Here is a 19,593-nt window from a genome sequence, read left to right as displayed (position 1 = left end):
AGCAGCATGGGCGTAAAACGCTGCGCACCATTGAAACGAATAAAATTAAGGCCGGTGCTGCCAGAATGGTCTGGCAGGGCCGGCTTTTTATTTTGTTTGTTTAATGAATTGCAGCAACCGGTTCAGCACAAGCCGGTTTTTTTCTTCAATTTCCGGTTTGCGCGGGATCGGGCGGTATAAACCTTCCGGGTCGTCCCATCTTTCAGGCAGGGGGTAGGGGGAGATTTTTTGCCATTTTTCGAGCCATGCAGCAGGGATCTCTCCGCCTCCGCCTGCCTTTTCCGCCATTTCCAGCCAAATGAGTGACCAGGCCCGCGGCACGACCCGCCAAATGTCATAGCCGCCCCCGCCGGTTGCAATCCACCGGGCTTCGCAATATTCGTGCGCAATTTTGTGGGCCAGTTTCGGAATTTCGCGGTAAATGTTCATCGTCGCGGACAAATGGGTGAGCGGGTCATAATAATGGGCGTCCGCCCCGTTTTGCGTGACCAGTACATCCGGCTTGAAATATGCGGCGATTTCTTCCAATGCTTTTGAATAACATTCCAGCCATGATTCGTCTTCTGTAAACGCATCCAAAGGAATATTGAAAGAATAGCCATATCCTTTTCCCGTTCCCCATTCGTTGACATTACCGGTGCCGGGGAAAAGGTAACGGCCTGTTTCATGGATGGAAAACGTACAAACATTTTCATCATCGTAAAAAGCCCACTGCACGCCGTCGCCGTGGTGGGCATCCGTGTCCACATAAAGAACGCGCGCGCCGTATTGTTTGCGCAAATATTTGATTGCAATCGCCGTATCGTTATAGATGCAAAATCCGGAAGCTTTGCCGCGGAATCCGTGATGCAGCCCACCACCAAGGTGCAAGGCATGCCGCGCCCTCCCCGACATCACTTCTTCGGCTGCCTGCAATGTGCCGCCAGCGATTAAAGCGCTTGCTTCGTGCATATTCGGAAAAACAGGGGTGTCTTCTGTCCCGAGCCCGTAATTTTCAGCTTTGACCGGATCAAGTTTTCCATGGCCGGCCAGTTTTACGGCTTCCACATAAGACGGGTCATGGATAAGCAACAGTTCTTCATCAGCAGCTTTCCGCGGTTTGACGATATCCTCCCCGCTTAAAGCCCCGATCGTTTCGAGCAGCTCTTTTACCAATTGGAGCCGCATCTGATTAAACGGGTGGTCATCGCGGAAACGGTAAGCCAGCAAATCGGCGGAATAGACGAAAACAGCATCTTTCATCGCGGCATCCCCGGCATATTCGGCCAGAGTACTTCATAGCCGGCCTCCTTCAAATGCGTAATAAGGGACACCGGATTCATCGTGCTGACCCGGAACACGAGCACACGGTTTTCCTCATTTTTACGATCGGGGTAAATCAGCACACTTAAAATATTCAGATGATGTTCGTATATGATTTCGGTAATATCGCGCAGGATGCCGGTCCGGTTGCGGGCGCGGATTTCAATCTGCGAACTCGGATGCCCTGCGCCGGTCAGATCGACAAAAGTCTGAAGCAGATCGGTCCCTGTCACAATCCCGGCCAGTTGCCCGTTTTCAAGAATCGGCAGGCAGCCGATCCGGTTGTCATTCATGAGCGCGGCAATGTCTTCGATAAAGTCGAGCGGATGCCCTGTCAAAAGGTCCGTTTTCATAATTTTTTCAAGCGGCAGCGAAAGTTTTTCCAGCTGCTCGCCCGGGAAAAACGGATTGGGCGCCACTTCCTTGATGTCACGTTCAGTGACGACCCCGCACAGTTTGCCGTTTTGGTCGAGCAGCGGGATATGGCGGATCTGTTCCTTCTGCATCAATTTTAGCGCGTCCTGTACGGTATGCCGGGGCGACAGCGTCTTGACGTCTTTTTGCATGATTTCTTCCACAATCATCTTTACCCATCCCCTTTTGCCGAAGTTTTAGTACATATACCGGTTTTTAAAGCGGATCCGGTCAAATTTTTCAACCGATTCCTGATCGACTCTTTTCCCGATCCGCACCATTAGGCAGTTTGCCGGATGCGAGCAAATTTCGGGATCGTCCGTGGCGAACCATTTCAAGCCGCCTGCTGCCATCATTTTTTCCATCATCTTCCGGTATTCCCACACGTTCAGGCCGGTTCCTTTCATATCCCAGTGCCAGTAATATTCGGTCGTGATAATAATATAATCTTCCATCGCGTCGTCCATCATGGAGACTTTCAGCAAATGCTTGCCGACAGCGCATCCCCGGTATTCCGGAATGACTTCGATTGCGCCGAGTTCGAGAAGATTGTCCATATGGCCCTCTGACCAGCGTTCGAGCGGGTCCGGGAAAAGAAACGTGACATAGCCGACGATTGTATTGCCGCTGCGTGCCAGAATGATCCTCCCCTCCGGCAGGTCGGCAATTTCAATCAGGGCAGCATGCTGTTTCGGCGCGGGGCGGAAAGCTTTTAAGTCTTCATGGAATTCCATTTCCGCAAGCCTTTTCCCGGGAACCGGCCCTTCAATCACAAGCGGCCCTGCTTTTGTAGGCAATTCGATAGCATAATATGTTTTCTTATGTTCCATTTTTCCACCATCCCTTGAACAAATCAAAGAAAAAACAGTATGATGAATGACCGTTCATTTCACAATTTCATCATCTCATGTTTACAGAACAAAAACAATATGGAAAAAGGGAAATTCCAGAATTGTTCACAATGGTGGCATTTGCGGAAAGAAGTTTTAAATTGTGAATAAAACAGTTTTCATATATAATAAATGTGTGAATCTAAACAAAGGGGGACCTTACATGAAACTGGAAGCGTTACCAACCGTACAAGGGGATTTCAATCTGAAAAACTATGAAGAAACCCGCAAAACGTTCAGCTGGAAAGACGCCGAGAAAAATTTTTCATGGTATGAAACAGGGCGTGTCAACCTGGCGTATGAAGCCATTGACAAACATGCGGAAAGCTCCCGCAAAAATAAAGTAGCGCTCATGTACTTAAGTGATTCACGCAACGAGAAATATACTTACTATGAAATGAAAAGGCTGACAAACAAGGCGGCAAATGTTTTAAAAGAAAAAGCGGGCGTCCAAAAAGGTGACCGCGTTTTCATCTTTATGCCGCGCTCTCCGGAACTGTATTTTGCCATGCTTGGCGCCATCAAGCTCGGCGCCATTGTCGGCCCGCTGTTTGAAGCGTTTATGGAAGGGGCTGTAAAAGACCGCCTTGAAGACAGTGAAGCGAAAGTGCTTGTGACAACCCCTGACCTTGTCGGGCGTGTCCCGGCCGGCCAGCTTCCGGCATTGGAAACCATCTTTGTTGTCGGGGAAAATGTCAAAGAAGAAGGAAAGTACAAAGACTACCTGAAATATTTTAACGAAGCTTCCGATAAACTGGAAATCGAATGGGTTGACCGGGAAGACGGGCTGATCCTCCACTATACGTCCGGTTCAACCGGAAAGCCAAAAGGCGTCCTCCATGTCCATAATGCCATGATCCAGCATTACCAGACGGGAAAATGGGTGCTTGATTTAAAAGAAGATGATATTTACTGGTGCACGGCAGACCCGGGATGGGTAACGGGAACTTCTTACGGCGTGTTTGCGCCATGGTTAAACGGCGCAACAAACGTCGTTGTCGGCGGCCGCTTCAGCCCGGCAGCGTGGTACAGAACGATTGAACGGTTCGGCGTCACCGTTTGGTACAGCGCCCCGACTTCGTTCCGGATGCTGATGGGGGCCGGCAATGAAATCATTAACCAATATGACCTCTCGACATTGCGCCATATTTTAAGTGTCGGTGAACCGCTGAATCCGGAAGTGATCCGCTGGGGCAATGAAGTATTCGGGCTCCGCATCCATGATACATGGTGGATGACGGAAACCGGCGCACAGCTGATCTGCAACTATCCTTGCATGGATATCAAACCGGGATCGATGGGGAAACCGCTCCCTGGCATTGAAGCGGCCATTGTTGATGACCAGGGAAATCCGCTTCCGCCGAACCGGATGGGCAATCTCGCCATTAAAAAAGGCTGGCCTTCCATGATGCGTGCCATCTGGAACAACCCGCAAAAATATGAATCTTACTTTTTCCCGAACGGCTGGTACGTTTCCGGTGACTCGGCTTATATGGACGAGGACGGCTATTTCTGGTTCCAGGGCCGCGTGGACGATGTCATCATGACGTCCGGCGAAAGGGTCGGGCCGTTTGAAGTGGAAAGCAAACTGATCGAACATCCGGCCGTTGCGGAAGCCGGCGTCATCGGCAAGCCGGATCCGGTCCGCGGCGAAATTATTAAAGCCTTTATCGCTTTAAGGGACGGATACGAACCGTCAGATGAGCTGAAGGAAGAAATCCGCCAATTTGTGAAAAAAGGGTTGGCCGCCCATGCCGCGCCGCGGGAAATCGAGTTTTGCGAAAAACTGCCGAAAACCCGGAGCGGGAAAATCATGCGCCGCGTCCTGAAAGCCTGGGAACTGGACCTGCCGACCGGCGACCTTTCGACAATGGAAGATTGAGTACGAAACCGGACAGCTTTAGTGCTGCCCGGTTTTTCTATCTAAAGGTTTCAGTGATACGGAACAGTGGAAAAATCCCCAGGTAAGTGAAAAAATTGAGAAAGAAAAAATATTCCGCTATCATAAAAACATATCCTTTTATAAAAGTTAAGGTTGGTGTTCAATATGAAAAGGTTCGGTATGGCGTTGCTTTGCCTTTTCCTGCTTGCGGGCTGTTCCGCACAAGGGCGTGCATCCGGCTCCACCAAAAAGCAATCGAAACAAACAGAAATTAGTGTAGCGGCAGCTTCAGATTTGACAAAGTCTTTCCGGCAAATCAGCAAACAGTTTGAAAAACAGACCGGCATCAAGGTGAAACTTGTTTTTGCCGCATCCGGCGAGCTGGAGCAGCAAATTGAAAACGGCGCGCCGTATGATGTGTTTGCGGCAGCGAACGCGGATTACGTCAACCAGCTGGCGGATAAAAACATGCTCGTTCCTGGCACAAAAATCGTCTATGCCTACGGGAAAATCGGGATTGCCGCCAAACAGGGCAGCCATCTTTCCATCCGCAGCCTTAAAGATTTAACCCGCCCTGAGGTGAAAAAAATTGCCATTGCCAACCCGGAAACAGCGCCATACGGATTGGCGGCAAAACAAGCGCTTCAAAAAGCGGGGATTTGGGATGAAGTGAAATCAAAATTGGTTTACGCCAAAAATATTTCAGATACCCTCACATACGTAAAATCGGGAAATACAGAAGCCGGCATCGTTTCTCTTTCTCTTGCGCAAGGTGAAAAGCTGGCTATTGCCAGCATTTCAAGCAGCCTGTACAATCCGCTGAAACAGACGGCAGGGGTTGTGAAAAGCTCGAAAAAGCAGGAAGCCGCGAAGAAATTTGTGCATTATTTAGCCGGCAAGGAAGCGCAAAATACGATGAAAAAATACGGCTATGCAGTGTCTGCGGGGCAGTAACAAGTGGGGCAGGTCGATTTATTTCCCATCTATCTGTCTTTTAAAGTGGCATTGCTTTCAACTGTTTTTTCCCTTATCCCCGGACTGTTGGCAGCCTATCTTTTAAGCCGGTCGGAGGGAAAAGCGGCGGATGTGGCAGACGCTTTGCTGACGCTTCCGATTGTGCTGCCGCCGACCGTGCTCGGCTATTATCTGCTCGTGATCCTCGGAAGGCAAAGTGTGTTCGGCCGGTTTCTTGAACAACAATTCGGAGTGACGATTGTATTTACGCAAACAGGAGCGGTCATTGCGGCAATGTGCGTATCCCTTCCATTTTTCATCCAGTCGGCGCGCACGGCTTTTGCCGGTATTGATGAATCGCTCCTTCATGCCGCACGCCTTTTGGGGCGGACGGAATGGAATATCTTTTTTTCTGTCATGATCCCTTTATCATGGCGGGGGCTCACAAGCGGCGTCATGCTTGCATTTGCACGCGCCCTCGGCGACTTCGGGGCAACGTTAATGGTGGCCGGCAGCATTCCGGGAAAAACGGAAGCGATGTCCATTGCCATTTACAATTGCCTGATGAACGGGGATGAACGGACGGCAGGGCTCCTCGTTGCGATCATGACGTTTTTATCGCTGGCCGTCTTATACGGCATGAAGCGGATGGAAAAAAAGATGGGAAGGGGTGGCAGCAGGCATGCTCCGCATAAACATAAAAAAAACATTTCCGGAATTTGAGCTGGATGCCGCATTTGAAGCAGGCCCCGGCGTCACCGGCATTTTAGGGCCGTCCGGAAGCGGCAAAAGCCTGACGCTGGAGTGCATTGCCGGGATCGACAAGCCCGATGAAGGAAAGATTGAACTAAACGGCCGGATATTATTTGATAAGGAAAAGCATATGGATATCAAGACGCGGCACCGCCATACGGGCTATATGTTCCAGCATTACGCCCTTTTTCCGCATTTAACGGTAAAACAAAATCTTGCATTTGGTTTAAAGGGGCGGCCAAAAAAGGAAATAGAAGAGAAGACGGCTGCTTTTCTGAAAAAAATCAAAATGGAAGGTTTTGAAAACCGCTACCCTGCTGAACTGTCAGGCGGGCAAAAGCAGCGTGTGGCGCTTGCAAGGACGCTCATCACGGAGCCCTCCTGCCTGCTTTTGGATGAACCTTTTTCCGCACTGGACCCGGACACGAAGGAACTTGTGATGGAAGAATTTTTATCGTTTCTTCACGATCATTTTCACGGGGCCGTTTTGCTGGTTACCCACAATATGGCAGAGGCTGATCTGCTTTGCGACAATGTCATTTTGTACAGAAACGGGAAAGTATTGCAGGCGGGCCCGAAAAACGAAGTGCTGAAACACGCAGCCGCCCGGCAAGATGCCCGAAAGTGCGGAATCTGAACATGAGAGCCGGGGACCAAAGAAAAAGGCGTGCCGTCCGGTAAAATGCCCGGATTCCTCTCAAAGAAGCGGCATGCTTCAGGCAAACATGGCAACCGTGGACAAAGAAAGCGGTGTGCGCCCGGCAAGATGCTCGGAACCGTGGAAGCAGAACCGGGGACCGAAGAAAGCGGTGGGCCGCCCGGCAGGATGCCCGGGTTCCCGCGGCATAACAAACCGTGGCCAGTGCGTGCGCCTTACAATTGAATGGGAACTTTGGCGGTTAAGAATGGCAGCCGGGCGCCTGCAAACATTTGGCAAATGCATTTTTAACAGAGAAACAGAATTTAAAACGGAGATGATGGAGAACATGCTGACCGATAAGCTGAACCGGCCGCTTTTGGATTTGCGGATTTCGGTAACGGACCGCTGCAATTTCCGTTGCACGTACTGCATGCCTGCCGATAACGGCCAGAAATATTGTTTTATGAACCGGTCCGAACTCATGACATTTGAAGAAATCACGCGCCTTGCGAGACTTTTTGTATCCCTTGGCGTCCGGAAAATCCGGCTGACGGGCGGGGAGCCTTTGCTGCGGAAAGACATCGATCAGCTTGTGGCCATGCTCCATCAAATCAGCGGCCTTGAAGATTTATCGGTGACAACGAACGGCTTTCTGTTGAAACGATATGCCGCACCGTTAAAAAAGGCCGGCCTTTCGCGCATCAATGTCAGCCTGGATGCCCTCGATCCGGAAATCTTTCCGGCCATCAACGGCGTCGGGGCAAAACCGGCAAGAATTTTGGAAGGGATGGAGGAAGCCATCCGCCAGGGCATCAAAGTCAAAGTGAATATGGTGGTCAAAAAAGGGATGAACGATTCGCAAATTGTACCGATGGCCGCCTATTTCAAGGAAAAAGGGATTTCCCTCCGTTTTATCGAATTTATGGATGTCGGCTCCCTGAACGGATGGAAGCTGGATGAAGTCGTGACCAGCAAAGAAATTCTCAACATGATTTCAAAAGAAATGCCGCTTGAACCGTTGAAAGAAAATTATTACGGGGAAGTTGCCAAACGGTACCGTTACAAAGGGACGGATACGGAAGTCGGGTTCATTTCATCCGTATCCCAGCCTTTTTGCGGCGACTGCACGCGCTTGCGGCTGTCGGCAGACGGGAAAATATACACCTGCCTGTTTGCCGCACAAGGCACGGACCTGCTTGGCGCCATAAGGGAAGGGGCAAGCGATGAAGTGCTGGCTGCCCGCATTGCAGGCATATGGCAGAACCGAGCGGACCGCTACTCACAAGAACGGGGAAAAAACCCGACTTTTAGAGGAAAACGGATCGAAATGTCGTATATTGGAGGGTAAAGGATTGAGCACGAAAGAACATAAACAACAGGCCGATCTTCCGGTGCTGTGCAAAGTGATCACCGTTTCCGATACCCGGACGGAAGAAACAGACAAAAGTGGCAGGCTGATGATAGATTTGTTAAAACAGGAAGGGATGGAAGCGGCGGAATACAGCATCGTTAAAGATGAAGCGGACGAAATCAGGCAGGCGGTTTTACAGACGAAAGAAACCACCAATGCCATTTTGCTGAACGGCGGCACCGGCTTTACGAAAAGGGATGTTACAGTGGAATCGGTCCGGCCGCTCCTCGATAAAGAAATGCCCGGTTTTGGCGAGCTGTTCCGCTATTTAAGTTATGAAGAAATCGGAAGCGCCTCGATGCTCAGCAAAGCGCTTGCCGGCACAATCGGGAAAAAAGCCGTATTTTCAATGCCGGGCTCCAGCAACGCCGTGTCCCTTGCCATGAAAAAACTCATTTTGCCGGAATTAAAGCATATTGTCTGGGAGCTCAGCCGGCAATGAATACAGCCGGAATTGTTCTGGCAGGCGGGAAGTCGAGCCGGTTCGGCGGCGAAAAATCGCTTGCGAAAATCGGCGGCATAGAGATGGTCGCACGCAGCGTGGATGCGCTCGCCGGAACTGGGGCGATCATTGTGGTAGCGCGGCCCGGGCTTGCGGAAAAAATCCCGCGCAACCGGCCGATTGAGGTGATTTGCGATCTTCCCCGCTACCGCGGAAAAGGCCCGCTCGCCGGCATTTATTCGGCGATGCTCGCAGTGGACGCCCAGTGGTACGCTGTGTTGCCGTGCGATACGCCGTGGATCGGAAAAAGAACGGTTGCCCGGCTGCTTCAAGAACGCGATCCGGCATATGACGCCATCGTGGCCCGGGCAGAGGGGAGAATCCAGCCGCTCGTTGCCGTTTTTCACAACAGGGTGAAAGAAAAAGTAAGGGAGCAGCTTGAAACAGGCCGCCTCAGCATGCGGGCGCTTTTTGAACGCTGCCGCCTGAAATTTATCGATTTTGCGCAGGAAAAGGCGTTTGCCAATATCAATACAAAAGAAGATTATATTTTACAACAAAAAGAAGCCGGTGATGTTGATGAGAAAACCAATCAAAGTGGCGGAGGCCATCCGCAAAGTGATGGCCCATCCGCTTGCAGGCGAAAAGGAGCTTGTGCCGATTCAGAGCAGTTTTAACCGGGTGCTTTCCGATGATTTGGCTGCAACCCATGACGTGCCGTGGTTTAAACGGTCGCCGTATGACGGGTATGCGATTTTTTCCGGGTCCACACTTGAAGCGAGCGCGGACCACCCCGTTCTCCTTGAAGTTGTCGCCACAATCGGGGCAGGTTTTACATGGGATGAAGGGATAAAGCCGAATCAGGCCGTGAAAATCATGACCGGCGCCGCCATCCCGGACGGGGCGGATGCCGTGATCATGGTGGAGCTCACAAAAGAAGTGGTGCAGAACGGGAAAACATTTGTGCAGATTAAACGGAAAGTCCGGCCCGGTGAGAACATTGTCGGCATTGGCGAAGATATGAAAAAAGGCGAAGTGCTTGTCCCGAAAGGCACGCTCGTTAATCCGGGCGTAATGGCGGCGCTTGCAACTTTCGGATATACAGAAGTGCCGGTCACAAAAAAACCGAAAGCCGCCGTTATTGCAACGGGGACGGAGCTGCTCGAAGCCGGCGAGCCGCTCGAAAAAGGGAAAATCCGCAACAGCAATGCCTATATGCTCTGGGGGCAAATCATCCGCGCCGGGGGCGAACCGGTTTTTTACCGGCTTGTGAAGGATGATTTCGAGGAAACATATGAAGCGGTTAGGCAGGCGGTTAAGGAAGCGGATATCGTCATGACAACGGGCGGCGTTTCGGTCGGCGATTTTGACTATATTCCGAAAGTCTACGAAAAGCTGGGGGCAACGCTTTTATTCAATAAAGTGGCGATGCGCCCGGGGAGCGTGACATCGGCGGCCGAATTGGACGGGAAAATCCTTTTCGGCCTCTCCGGCAATCCGTCCGCCTGCTACGTCGGTTTTGAACTGTTCGTCCGCCCATACTTAAAAACGATGCTTGGCGAACGAAATGTTTATTTGAAAAAAACGCAGGCTGTACTTGGGGAGGATTTCCCGAAACCAAACCCGTTCACCCGTTTTGTCCGCGCCAAACTTTCTTATCAGGAAGGCCTGCTGCACGCGCTTCCGGTAAGAAGGGACAAATCGAATATTGTTTCCTCTTTAATAGAAGCGGATGCGTTGATTGTGCTGCCGGGCGGGTCCCGCGGTTTTACAAAAGGGACCATGGTGGATGTGCTGATGCTGGAAGACGGGGAAGGGGCGCCTCTTTGGGATGAAAATATTACAGATCGCAGGCCGCAAAGACAGCGGTAAAACCGCTCTTGCCGAACTTTGGACACGGGCTTTGGCGGATAACGGATACCGGGTCGGAACACTGAAACACCACGGCCATGGCGGGAAGCCGTTGCTCGCTCCCGGCAAAGATTCCACGCGGCACTTTGAAGCGGGTGCCCGGGCAGCCGGGGTGGAAGGGGACGGCTTGTTTGTCCTCGCCGTTCGTGCCGATCAAGGGCTCGCACTGGAGCAGCTAATCGGCTGGTACGAGGCATTGCCGCTTGATTTGCTGCTGATAGAAGGCTACAAATACGCGCCTTATCCGAAAGTGGTCTGCCTGCGTGATGAACAAGACAGGGATTTGCTCAGCCTGCCGAATGTGCGGGCCGCCTTCAGCCTGAATCCGGCATTATCCGGCTGCATGAAACTCTCTGACCGGAAAAGCTGCGTCGAATGGGTTGAAGCGTTTTTAAAGGGGTGAAAAGATGTTTGAAATTGTAAAAGAACCGGTGGATGTTTCCAAACTGATCCAGGCTGTTGCCGACCGGAATGCAGGCGCCATTGTCACTTTTATCGGCACTGTCCGGGAAATGACAAAAGGAAAGAAAACATTGTATCTGGAATATGAAGCATACGAACCGATGGCCCGGAAAAAGCTGGAACAAATCGGTACGGAAATCCGGCAGCAGTTCCCGGAAGCCAAAACGGCGATCGTGCACCGGACCGGGCGCCTCGGCATCTCCGACATTGCGGTTGCCATTGCGGTTTCCGCCCCGCACCGGGATGAGGCTTACCGGGCAAACCGGTACGCGATTGAAAGAATCAAAGAAATGGTGCCGATCTGGAAAAAAGAACATTGGGAAAACGGCGAAATGTGGGTCGGCAACCAAAAGGAAACGGTTTTCTATGAATCAGGGGCACCGGAGGCGTTTGAACGATGATTAAAGTATTGTTATTTGCCCATTTAAAAGAACAGGCCGGCCGTTCTGAAATGGACATCAACTGCGAAAAAATGACGGTCGCCGAACTGCGCCAGGCGCTTGCGGAAAAAGGGATTTTGCAGCAGGATGCAGTTATGGTGGCCGTGAACGAAGAATTTGCCCGCGATGAGGAAATGGTCCATAGCGGCGATACCGTTGCCCTCATCCCGCCGGTCAGCGGAGGTTGAAAGATGGGAAACTTGACGCATATGAACGAACAGGGCCGCGCCAAAATGGTCGATGTAACGGCAAAACCGGAAACCGCCAGGACGGCGCGCGCAAAAAGCAGTGTGATCGTGTCAAAGGAAGTCTATGAACAGATTACAAACTTTAAAATCAAAAAAGGGGACGTGCTTGCCGTCGCACAGGTAGCCGGCATTATGGGCGCAAAAAAAACGGCGGATGTCATTCCGATGTGCCACCCCTTGCCTTTAACAGGCGTTGACATTTCGTTCAGCTGGCACGAACGGGAAGACGGGTACAGCCTTGATATCGAAGCGATGGCCAAAACGAAAGGGCAAACGGGCGTGGAAATGGAAGCTTTGACAGCGGCGTCCGTATGCGCGCTGGCCGTTTATGATATGTGCAAGGCACTGGACAAAGGCATGGTCATCGGGCCGACCTATCTGATCGAAAAAACAGGCGGAAAAAGCGGGCATTATATCAGGCAGGAGGAATGAGCATGGAACGGTATTCCCGGCAAATGCTGTTTGCCCCGATCGCTGAAAACGGGCAGCAAAACATTTCAAAAGGCCATGTGCTGATCATTGGCGCCGGCGCGCTCGGCTCCGCTGTTGCGGAAAGCTTGGCGCGGGCGGGCGCCGGAAAAATCACGATTGTGGATCGTGACTATGTCGATGAATCGAATTTGCAGCGGCAAAATTTGTATTGTGAGGAAGATGCGCGCACCCATTTGCCAAAAGCCATCGCCGCAAAAAGACGGCTTGAAGCCATCAACAGCACCATCCGGATCGAGGCGCATGTGATCGATGCATTTGACTCGAAATTGCTCTCTGTTTTGGAAGAAGGCGTTGATGTGATCATTGACGGGACCGATAATTTTGAGACGCGCTTTTATGTGAATGACCTGGCGCAAAAATACCGGATTCCGTGGATTTACGGCTCCTGCGTTGGCAGCTGCGGTGTTTCGTTTCCAATTATTCCCGACGAAACGCCTTGCCTCCGCTGCCTGATTGGCCATCTCCCCGCTTACCACGCGACGTGCGATACAGCGGGCATTATCGCGCCGGCTGTGCAAATGACCGCGGCTTATGAGACAACAGAGGCTTTAAAGCTGCTTTCCGGGGAAAAGCCGCGCCCATCTGTTGCCGTGTTTGATATTTGGCAGGGCGAACACCATTTTATCAAAGCAGGAAAAATGAAAAATAAGGACTGCCCGTCATGCGGAGGGCATCCGGTCTATCCGGCCCTTCAATCCCAATCATCCGCCGATGTATTGTGCGGGCGGGATACAGTCCAAATCCGCCATCCAGGCACGTTCGAGCTTGAAAACATGGCGCGGGAGATGAAAGCGGGCGGTGCTGCCGTGCAGTATAACGGCTACTTAATGATCACTGCGCTTGAAGGCCACCGGACGGTTTTATTTCCGGACGGGAGGATGCTCATTCACGGGACGAAAGATAAGAGAGAGGCCCGTTCGCTTTATCAAAAATATTTTCAATGAAAAAGGAAGCACGCATTTCCGTGCTTCCTTTTTGAATGGCGTTAAATATTTGCCAATGTTTCATGATCCACGTCTTCTTTTTTCGGCACCGGTTCCTGGAGCGCTTTTCCCATGCCTTTCAAAAAGGAAATGGCGAAACCGACTGCCCGGTTGACGTCCGGGTCGCTCAACGATTTCAGCAGCCCGAACAATGTCACTTTTTCCTCCGAGCCAATGAATTGCTTGCCTTCATCAAAGCCTGATGATACACCGTTCATCAAGTGGATAATAAGGTCGTGGTCGGCTTTCATAAAGACGCCGGCCGTGCCGAGCAGCATGTTGATCAGGTTGACGACCTGTTCCCGGGACAATTGCTCGAGGACGATTTTTAAAATATCGTTTTTTGCGAGAATCATTGCATTTGCGGCTTCCAGTGCACCGGTATCATTGAAATCATCGATCAGGCGGATCAAATTTTCAAACGCATCTTTATGATCGGCAACCAGTTTTTCCAATTCCTCGAGCTTTTGCCGGGTGATTTCTTCTTCCGCCGGCTGCTGTTTTACAATCTCTGTGATCGGAGCGGCCATCCTTTTTTCCCTCCCTTAGCGTACGTCTGTTAATGGTTGATAGCCTTCGCGCTGCCATTTCCGTTCGACTTCCACGCCGCGTGTAGGATTTCTTTTCTTATCGCGGTGGTTTGTTTTTGGCAGCGGCGGCTTCCCGCCTTTTTGGATCAGTTCCATCTTCACTTTCGTTTGTTTAAACGCCGGTGTGCTTTGCCGTTTATCGTAAATCGGCCCGGTTAAGAAGTTGATCGCCGATTCCTTTTCTGTCGAGTGCATCGGCAAGTACAGCTCATTGCCCTGCACGCGGTCTGTAACCAGCACATGCAGTTTCAGCGATCCGAACGGGGAAGTGACGCGGACAAGGTCTCCGGTGTAGAGATTGCGTTCTTTTGCAAGCTCCAGTGACACTTCAACAAATACGCCTGGGACTTTTGATTCGATGCCTTCCGATTTATTGGTCAGGTTGCCTTCGTGGAACTGTTCCAGCATCCGGCCGTTATTAATATGCAAATCGTATTGTTCCGGAAATTCAGCCGGTTTTACCCAGTCTGTCAGGGCAAACCGCGCTTTGCCGTCCGGGAACGGGAAGCCGTCCTTGTAAAGAAGCGGGGTATTGGCGCCATCAAGGCTTCCCCAAAGGAAACTGTTCCAGCCTTCCAATTTGTCGTAGTCCGCCTGTGCAAACAGCGGAGCCAGGCTGGCCATTTCGGCAAATATTTCGCCCGGGTGGCTGTAATGCCAGTCTGCGCCGAGCCGTTTTGCCACTTCCTGGATAATCCACCAGTCCGGTTTGGATTCGCCCAAAGCCGGGAGTGCCTGGTACATCCGTTGCACACGGCGTTCCGTGTTTGTAAAGGTGCCTTCTTTTTCAAGCGACGGGGCTGCAGGCAAAACAACATCCGCATATTGGGCCGTCCTTGAGAAAAAGACATCCTGGACGACAAGAAAGTCAAGATTGGAAAGTTCCTCGCTAACATGGTTGGCGTCGGAGTCGACAAGCGCCATGTCTTCGCCGATGATATACATGGCTTTTAACTGCCCGGCTGCAATCTCATGCAGCATTTCAATATTGTTCAGCCCCGGTTTGTTGCTGATTTTGACGTCGTACGCTTTTTCAAATTTTTCGCGTGCCGCATCATCCTCCACATGCTGGTAGCCCGGCAGCCATCCCGGCAGCGTGCCCATATCGCATGCGCCTTGCACATTGTTATGCCCGCGCAACGGATAAGCGCCTGTACCCGGGCGCGCGTAGTTTCCGGTGGCAAGGAGCAGATTGGAAATAGCGGCGGACGTATCGGAACCGCCTGTATTTTGCGTGACGCCCATGCCCCAGAGGATACATGTCCCGTCTGCCTGATGGATCATTTCGGCGATTTGGACCAGCGTTTCCTTCGGGATGCCGGTAATCTTTTCAGCGTAGTCGAGCGTGTATTTTTCAAGCGTTTCTTTAAATTCATCGAAAAAGTTCACTTTTTCCTCGATGAATTTTTGGTCATGCCAGCCCTGGTCGATGATATATTTTGTCACCGCCATCAGCCATACCTGGTCTGTGCCCTGGTTCGGATGGATAAAAAGATCGGCGCGCTCTGCCATTTCGTTTTTGCGCATATCGGCAACAATCAGTTTCTGGCCGTGCAGTTTATGGGCCCGTTTGATGCGGGTCGCAAGGACCGGGTGGGCTTCCGCCGGGTTCGCGCCGACAATCATGACAAGGCCGGCTGACGCAATATCTTTAATCGTGCCGCTGTCGCCGCCCATGCCGACGGTTCTGAGCAGGCCGTCCGTTGCCGGCGACTGGCAATAGCGCGAACAGTTGTCGACATTGTTAGTTTCAAACACCTGGCGCGCCAGCTTTTGCATCAAATAGTTTTCTTCATTGGTAACTTTTGAAGAAGAAATAAAACCGACGGAATCTTTTCCGTATTGGGAATGGATTTCTTTCAGCCGGCTTGCCACCACGCTGAGCGCTTCATCCCATGACGTTTCTACAAATTTTCCGTCTTTACGGACAAGCGGTTTTGTCAGCCGCTTATCGGAATTCACAAAATCCCAGCCGAATTTGCCTTTGATGCAAGTGGAGATGGCGTTTACCGGTCCTTCATGCTTCGGTTCGATTTTTAAAATTTTCCGGCCCTTTGTCCATACTTCAAATGTGCAGCCGACACCGCAGAAGGTGCAAACGGTTTTCGTTTTTTTCGTGCGCTGTTCGCGCATCGAAGCTTCGATTTCGGATATGGCAAAAATGCTGCCGTAACCCGGTTCGACTTTTTTCACAAGATCAATCATCGGGTCAAGCAGGTCTTCTTCAAGCCCGGTTAAATAGCCTGCCTCGCCGAGCATTGATTTTTCCATCAATGCATTGCAAGGGCAGACGGTGACGCAATGCCCGCAGGAAACGCATGACGATTCGTTGATCGGAACGCCGTTATCCCAAATGACGCGCGGGCGTTCTGCTTCCCAGTCAATGGAAAGCGTTTCGTTCACCTGCAGATTTTGGCAGGCTTCCACGCATCTCCCGCATGCGATGCACTGGTTCGGGTCGTACCGGTAAAACGGGTGCGAATAGTCGACCCCGCTTGCGTCCGTTTTTGGCGTAAACGGATATTTCTGGTGTTCGATGCCCATTTTTTCCGTTGTATTGTGGACGATGCAGTTGCCGTTGTTATTGTCGCACACCGTACAGTATAAAAGGTGGTTGGCGAGAATCCTGTCCATCGCTTCATGCCGGGCCGCTTCCGACCGGTCATCGCTGAGGTGGACCACCATGCCGTCCTCCGCCGCCGTCGAACAGGTGCGCATCAGTTCCCCGTTCACTTCCGCAATACACGTGTCGCAAGTTTGGATCGGATCTACTTCCGGGTAATAGCAAATTTGTGGATGAAAAATATCATTCCGGTTGATCACATCGATGATTTTCTCGCCGGGGCGGGCTTCATAATCCCGGCCATCAATCGTGATGTGAATCGATTTGGTTTCCATTTTTTTCCTCCTTTTGCAAACAGTGAAGGCAGGCCTTCAGAAAAGAATACAAAAAACCGGCAACTCTGTTACTTATACCAAACCTTTGCAAAAATAAAACTACTATTCTCTTTTTTTATTCTAGCATCTGATGCAAAAATGAACAAACCATCAGAGTGTTTTGCCTATTTGAGCGGGCGGCTTTTGTTTTTAATCTGATTCCTTTAAAATAAAACATTATAGACAGGGGGCTGTTGAACCCATGAAAAATGTGGACACGCAGAGGGAAATTCTCCGTTTCAAGAACGGGCGGCTCGAACGGGCGCTGGATACAGTCGCAACGGAATTCCCGGTGACATTAAAAGTGAATGGGCAGGAATGGGTGACGATGGTGTGCACACCTGAATATATCGAGGACATGGCGGTCGGTTATCTTGTGTCGGAAAGGGTTGTCCGGCGCTATGAAGATATCCGCGACATCTGGACGGATGAAAAAGGAGGATTCGTCCATGTCCGGACCGATCATCTTAATCCTTATTACGAACAGCTGCAAAATAAACGTTATATCACCTCCTGCTGTGGAATGAGCAGGCAGGCGTTTGTTTTTGTCAATGATGCTCTGGCGGCGAAAAAAATGGACGGTGTGCACGTCCGGATTACAGTTGATGATTGTTTCCGGCTGATGGAAGCATTGCAGGAGAATGCCGAAGTGTTTAAAAAAACAGGGGGCGTCCATAATGCTGCGCTGTGCGATGCCGGCGGGATCCTTGTCAGCCGGATGGATATCGGCCGCCATAACGCGCTTGATAAAATTTACGGATATTGTTTGAAAAATCAGGTTTCCACAAAAGGGAAAATCCTTGCATTCAGCGGGCGCATTTCCTCGGAAATTTTATTGAAGACAGCCAAAATCGGCTGCGAGGTGATTTTATCGAAATCGGCACCCACCACACTCGCCCTGGAATCCGCTGAAGAACTCGGCATTACCACGATCGGCTTTATCCGCGGTGGGTCGATGAATATTTACACCTGCCCGGAACGGATTGCCGGTGTTGCCGCCCATGCCCGGTGATTGCCGGGTGTATACGATCGGAAAGGCACGGTTTGGGTTGGAAGAAAACGGGAAGACACGCTGGAAGGCGTGCTTCGGGACGGAACAGGGCCTTTGCCGGATGAGGAAAGGTTAAAATGGGCATTACCGGATTTGAAGAAAGCGCTGGTGCAGCCTGCTTGGCAAGGTTGACATTTCAAAATGTATATGGTAAAAATAACTTACAATTTGATGAATGAAGCGTCGAAAGGATCAAGTAGCTTCCTGTTGCTGCATACAAGAGAGCCGGTGGTTGGTGCGAACCGGTACAGGCAGGCGGCGAATTACACCCCGGAGCTTTTGCCGGATACGGCAGACGGCCCCCAGCCGTTATCCAAATGAGTGGAGAAGCAATTCTCAAGTTGGGTGGTAACGCGATACAATCGTCCCTTCGTTTTGGCGGAGGGGCGTTTTTCTGTTTTACAGGAAAAAGAAGGCAGCAACAGGTTCCTGCCCATTATCGCCGGATATAAGCCGGGCGCTGGAACCTGAATGCTGCCGGCATTTGAAATGGCACAAAAGGAGTGGTTTGAAATGGATTTACTCGAAGATTTAAAATGGCGGGGAATTGTTTACCAGCAGACAGACGAAGAAGGGCTCGCGGAGTTGCTTCAAAACCGGAAAGTGACCCTGTATTGCGGGATTGACCCGACAGGCGACAGCATGCATATCGGGCATCTGCTCCCGTACCTGACGCTGCGCCGTTTCCAGCAAGCGGGACACCGGCCGATTGTCGTGCTCGGCGGGGCAACCGGCATGATCGGCGACCCGAGCGGCAAGAAGGAAGAAAGAAAGCTGTTAACAGTTGAAAAGGTCAAGCAAAACGGCGAAGCATTGAAAAAACAGCTGGAACGCTTTTTTGATTTTGACGGCGAGTCAGGCGCCATCATGGTCAATAACTATGACTGGCACGGCTCGATGGATCTCGTTACTTTCCTGCGTGATTACGGAAAGCATATCGGCATCAACTACATGCTTGCAAAAGACACGATCGCATCACGGCTTGAAACCGGTATTTCGTTTACGGAATTTACATATACAATCCTCCAGGCCGTCGATTACTTTAACTTGTATAAACAATACAACTGCCGCCTGCAAATCGGCGGAAGCGACCAGTGGGGCAATATTACAAGCGGCCTTGAGCTGATCCGCAAGCTCGAACCGGAAGGAGAAAAAGCTTTCGGGCTTACCATTCCGCTTGTCACAAAAGCGGACGGCACAAAATTCGGGAAAACAGAAAGCGGCGCAGTCTGGCTCGATGCCGAGAAAACATCGCCATATGAGTTTTACCAGTTCTGGGTCAACACGGCTGACCTCGATGTCGTAAAATACTTGAAGTACTTCACCTTCTTGCCAAAAGAAGAAATCGAAGAGCTGGAAAAATCGGTTGAAACCGAACCGCATCTCCGCAAAGCCCAAAAAGCGCTGGCCGCGGAAATGACAAAACTGATCCATGGGGAGGAAGCATTGCAGCAGGCTTTGAATATTACAGAAGCATTGTTCAGCGGCAATGTGAAGAAACTGTCGGCTGAAGAAATGAAGCAGGGATTTAAAGATGTTCCGTCATTCCAGCTTGAAAGCGAAGAACAAAAGCAGCTTGTGGAGTTGCTCGTTGCCGCCAAAATCTCCCCGTCAAAACGCCAGGCACGCGAAGATATCCAAAACGGCGCCATTTACGTAAACGGTGACCGCGTAACGGATCTCGGGTTTGTGTTGCAGGAAAAGGACAAAATCGGCGGCGAATTTACCGTTATTAGAAGAGGGAAGAAAAAATACTTTTTAATTAAACATTGAGGATATTAAGGGATGCAC

General features: G+C 51.0%; 20 protein-coding genes and 1 other annotated feature. Of the genes, 15 read left to right on the top strand and 5 right to left on the bottom strand.

The genetic code is table 11. The annotated features are described in order from the left end of the window. Positions 1–87 precede the first annotated feature (87 nt). From NSQ19_RS10070 to NSQ19_RS10060, 3 genes are read right to left on the bottom strand one after another with little or no spacing between them, the layout of a single operon-like run. Complete coding sequence (locus NSQ19_RS10070) at positions 88–1,242, bottom strand: acetoin utilization protein AcuC (RefSeq protein WP_340702797.1); 1,155 nt, start codon at positions 1,240–1,242, stop codon at positions 88–90. After that, positions 1,239–1,886 (bottom strand): acetoin utilization AcuB family protein, encoded by a 648-nt coding sequence (locus NSQ19_RS10065; RefSeq protein WP_014097698.1) that lies wholly within the window; start codon positions 1,884–1,886, stop codon positions 1,239–1,241. The genes NSQ19_RS10070 and NSQ19_RS10065 overlap by 4 nt, the downstream gene beginning before the upstream one ends. Positions 1,887–1,913: 27 nt before the next feature. Further along, a complete protein-coding gene (locus NSQ19_RS10060; RefSeq protein ID WP_013859974.1) occupies positions 1,914–2,546 on the bottom strand; it encodes a GNAT family N-acetyltransferase in 633 nt (210 codons plus the stop codon). 223 nt (positions 2,547–2,769) lie between these two features. Here NSQ19_RS10060 and acsA point away from each other — a divergent pair, with 223 nt between their 5' ends. The 13 genes from acsA to NSQ19_RS09995 all read left to right on the top strand — a co-directional run bounded on the left by acsA (position 2,770) and on the right by NSQ19_RS09995 (position 13,185). Continuing rightward, entirely contained in the window at positions 2,770–4,488 is a 1,719-nt protein-coding gene (gene acsA / locus NSQ19_RS10055; RefSeq protein WP_265114987.1) for an acetate--CoA ligase, read from the top strand. 165 nt (positions 4,489–4,653) lie between these two features. After that, complete coding sequence (gene modA, locus NSQ19_RS10050) at positions 4,654–5,442, top strand: molybdate ABC transporter substrate-binding protein (protein ID WP_340702796.1); 789 nt, start codon at positions 4,654–4,656, stop codon at positions 5,440–5,442. A 3-nt stretch (positions 5,443–5,445) separates the two neighbouring features. Next, positions 5,446–6,165 carry a molybdate ABC transporter permease subunit gene (gene modB / locus NSQ19_RS10045; RefSeq protein ID WP_340702795.1) on the top strand — a complete coding sequence of 240 codons (720 nt, stop codon included), beginning with the start codon at positions 5,446–5,448 and terminating at the stop codon, positions 6,163–6,165. Further along, a complete protein-coding gene (locus NSQ19_RS10040) occupies positions 6,125–6,832 on the top strand; it encodes a sulfate/molybdate ABC transporter ATP-binding protein (protein WP_061566131.1) in 708 nt (235 codons plus the stop codon). The genes modB and NSQ19_RS10040 overlap by 41 nt, the downstream gene beginning before the upstream one ends. Before the next feature lie 349 nt (positions 6,833–7,181). Beyond that, entirely contained in the window at positions 7,182–8,183 is a 1,002-nt protein-coding gene (gene moaA, locus NSQ19_RS10035; protein ID WP_026104877.1) for a GTP 3',8-cyclase MoaA, read from the top strand. Between the two features lie 4 nt (positions 8,184–8,187). Next, entirely contained in the window at positions 8,188–8,688 is a 501-nt protein-coding gene (locus NSQ19_RS10030; protein ID WP_013859968.1) for a MogA/MoaB family molybdenum cofactor biosynthesis protein, read from the top strand. Next, the gene (gene mobA, locus NSQ19_RS10025) at positions 8,685–9,365 is read left to right on the top strand and encodes a molybdenum cofactor guanylyltransferase (protein ID WP_046721540.1); all 681 of its coding nucleotides are present in this window, start codon (positions 8,685–8,687) and stop codon (positions 9,363–9,365) included. The genes NSQ19_RS10030 and mobA overlap by 4 nt, the downstream gene beginning before the upstream one ends. After that, the gene (locus NSQ19_RS10020; protein ID WP_340702794.1) at positions 9,262–10,560 is read left to right on the top strand and encodes a molybdopterin molybdotransferase MoeA; all 1,299 of its coding nucleotides are present in this window, start codon (positions 9,262–9,264) and stop codon (positions 10,558–10,560) included. Before mobA ends, NSQ19_RS10020 begins: the two co-directional genes overlap by 104 nt. After that, the gene (gene mobB / locus NSQ19_RS10015; protein WP_061575951.1) at positions 10,520–11,002 is read left to right on the top strand and encodes a molybdopterin-guanine dinucleotide biosynthesis protein B; all 483 of its coding nucleotides are present in this window, start codon (positions 10,520–10,522) and stop codon (positions 11,000–11,002) included. The genes NSQ19_RS10020 and mobB overlap by 41 nt, the downstream gene beginning before the upstream one ends. A gap of 4 nt (positions 11,003–11,006) precedes the next feature. Beyond that, positions 11,007–11,462: a molybdenum cofactor biosynthesis protein MoaE gene (locus NSQ19_RS10010; protein ID WP_013859964.1), complete on the top strand. Its 456-nt coding sequence runs from the start codon at positions 11,007–11,009 to the stop codon at positions 11,460–11,462. Further along, a complete protein-coding gene (moaD, locus tag NSQ19_RS10005) occupies positions 11,459–11,689 on the top strand; it encodes a molybdopterin converting factor subunit 1 (protein WP_013859963.1) in 231 nt (76 codons plus the stop codon). Before NSQ19_RS10010 ends, moaD begins: the two co-directional genes overlap by 4 nt. Positions 11,690–11,692: 3 nt before the next feature. Further along, positions 11,693–12,181, top strand: coding sequence for a cyclic pyranopterin monophosphate synthase MoaC (gene moaC / locus NSQ19_RS10000; RefSeq protein ID WP_013859962.1), 489 nt, complete (start codon positions 11,693–11,695; stop codon positions 12,179–12,181). Positions 12,182–12,183: 2 nt separating this feature from the next. Next, positions 12,184–13,185 (top strand): ThiF family adenylyltransferase, encoded by a 1,002-nt coding sequence (locus tag NSQ19_RS09995; RefSeq protein WP_340702793.1) that lies wholly within the window; start codon positions 12,184–12,186, stop codon positions 13,183–13,185. A gap of 41 nt (positions 13,186–13,226) precedes the next feature. Here NSQ19_RS09995 and NSQ19_RS09990 read toward each other — a convergent pair whose 3' ends face one another. Together NSQ19_RS09990 and fdhF are read right to left on the bottom strand one after the other, a co-directional pair. Next, positions 13,227–13,754 carry a DUF1641 domain-containing protein gene (locus NSQ19_RS09990; protein ID WP_017554563.1) on the bottom strand — a complete coding sequence of 176 codons (528 nt, stop codon included), beginning with the start codon at positions 13,752–13,754 and terminating at the stop codon, positions 13,227–13,229. 15 nt (positions 13,755–13,769) lie between these two features. Next, positions 13,770–16,712, bottom strand: a complete 2,943-nt coding sequence (gene fdhF / locus NSQ19_RS09985; protein WP_340702792.1) for a formate dehydrogenase subunit alpha — start codon at positions 16,710–16,712, stop codon at positions 13,770–13,772. Positions 16,713–16,953: 241 nt separating this feature from the next. Here fdhF and fdhD point away from each other — a divergent pair, with 241 nt between their 5' ends. Further along, entirely contained in the window at positions 16,954–17,763 is an 810-nt protein-coding gene (fdhD, locus tag NSQ19_RS09980; RefSeq protein WP_014097714.1) for a formate dehydrogenase accessory sulfurtransferase FdhD, read from the top strand. Between the two features lie 213 nt (positions 17,764–17,976). Next, positions 17,977–18,175, top strand: a binding site (T-box leader). A 140-nt stretch (positions 18,176–18,315) separates the two neighbouring features. Beyond that, entirely contained in the window at positions 18,316–19,575 is a 1,260-nt protein-coding gene (gene tyrS, locus NSQ19_RS09975) for a tyrosine--tRNA ligase (RefSeq protein WP_013859957.1), read from the top strand. The last annotated feature ends 18 nt before the right edge of the window (positions 19,576–19,593 follow it).

Origin of the sequence: Weizmannia sp. FSL W8-1119 (genome assembly GCF_038008605.1) — a bacterium.
GTDB lineage: Bacteria > Bacillota > Bacilli > Bacillales > Bacillaceae_C > Weizmannia > Weizmannia coagulans.
Note: the sequence above shows the minus strand (reverse complement) of the source record. Positions and strands in the feature narration are given on the sequence as shown.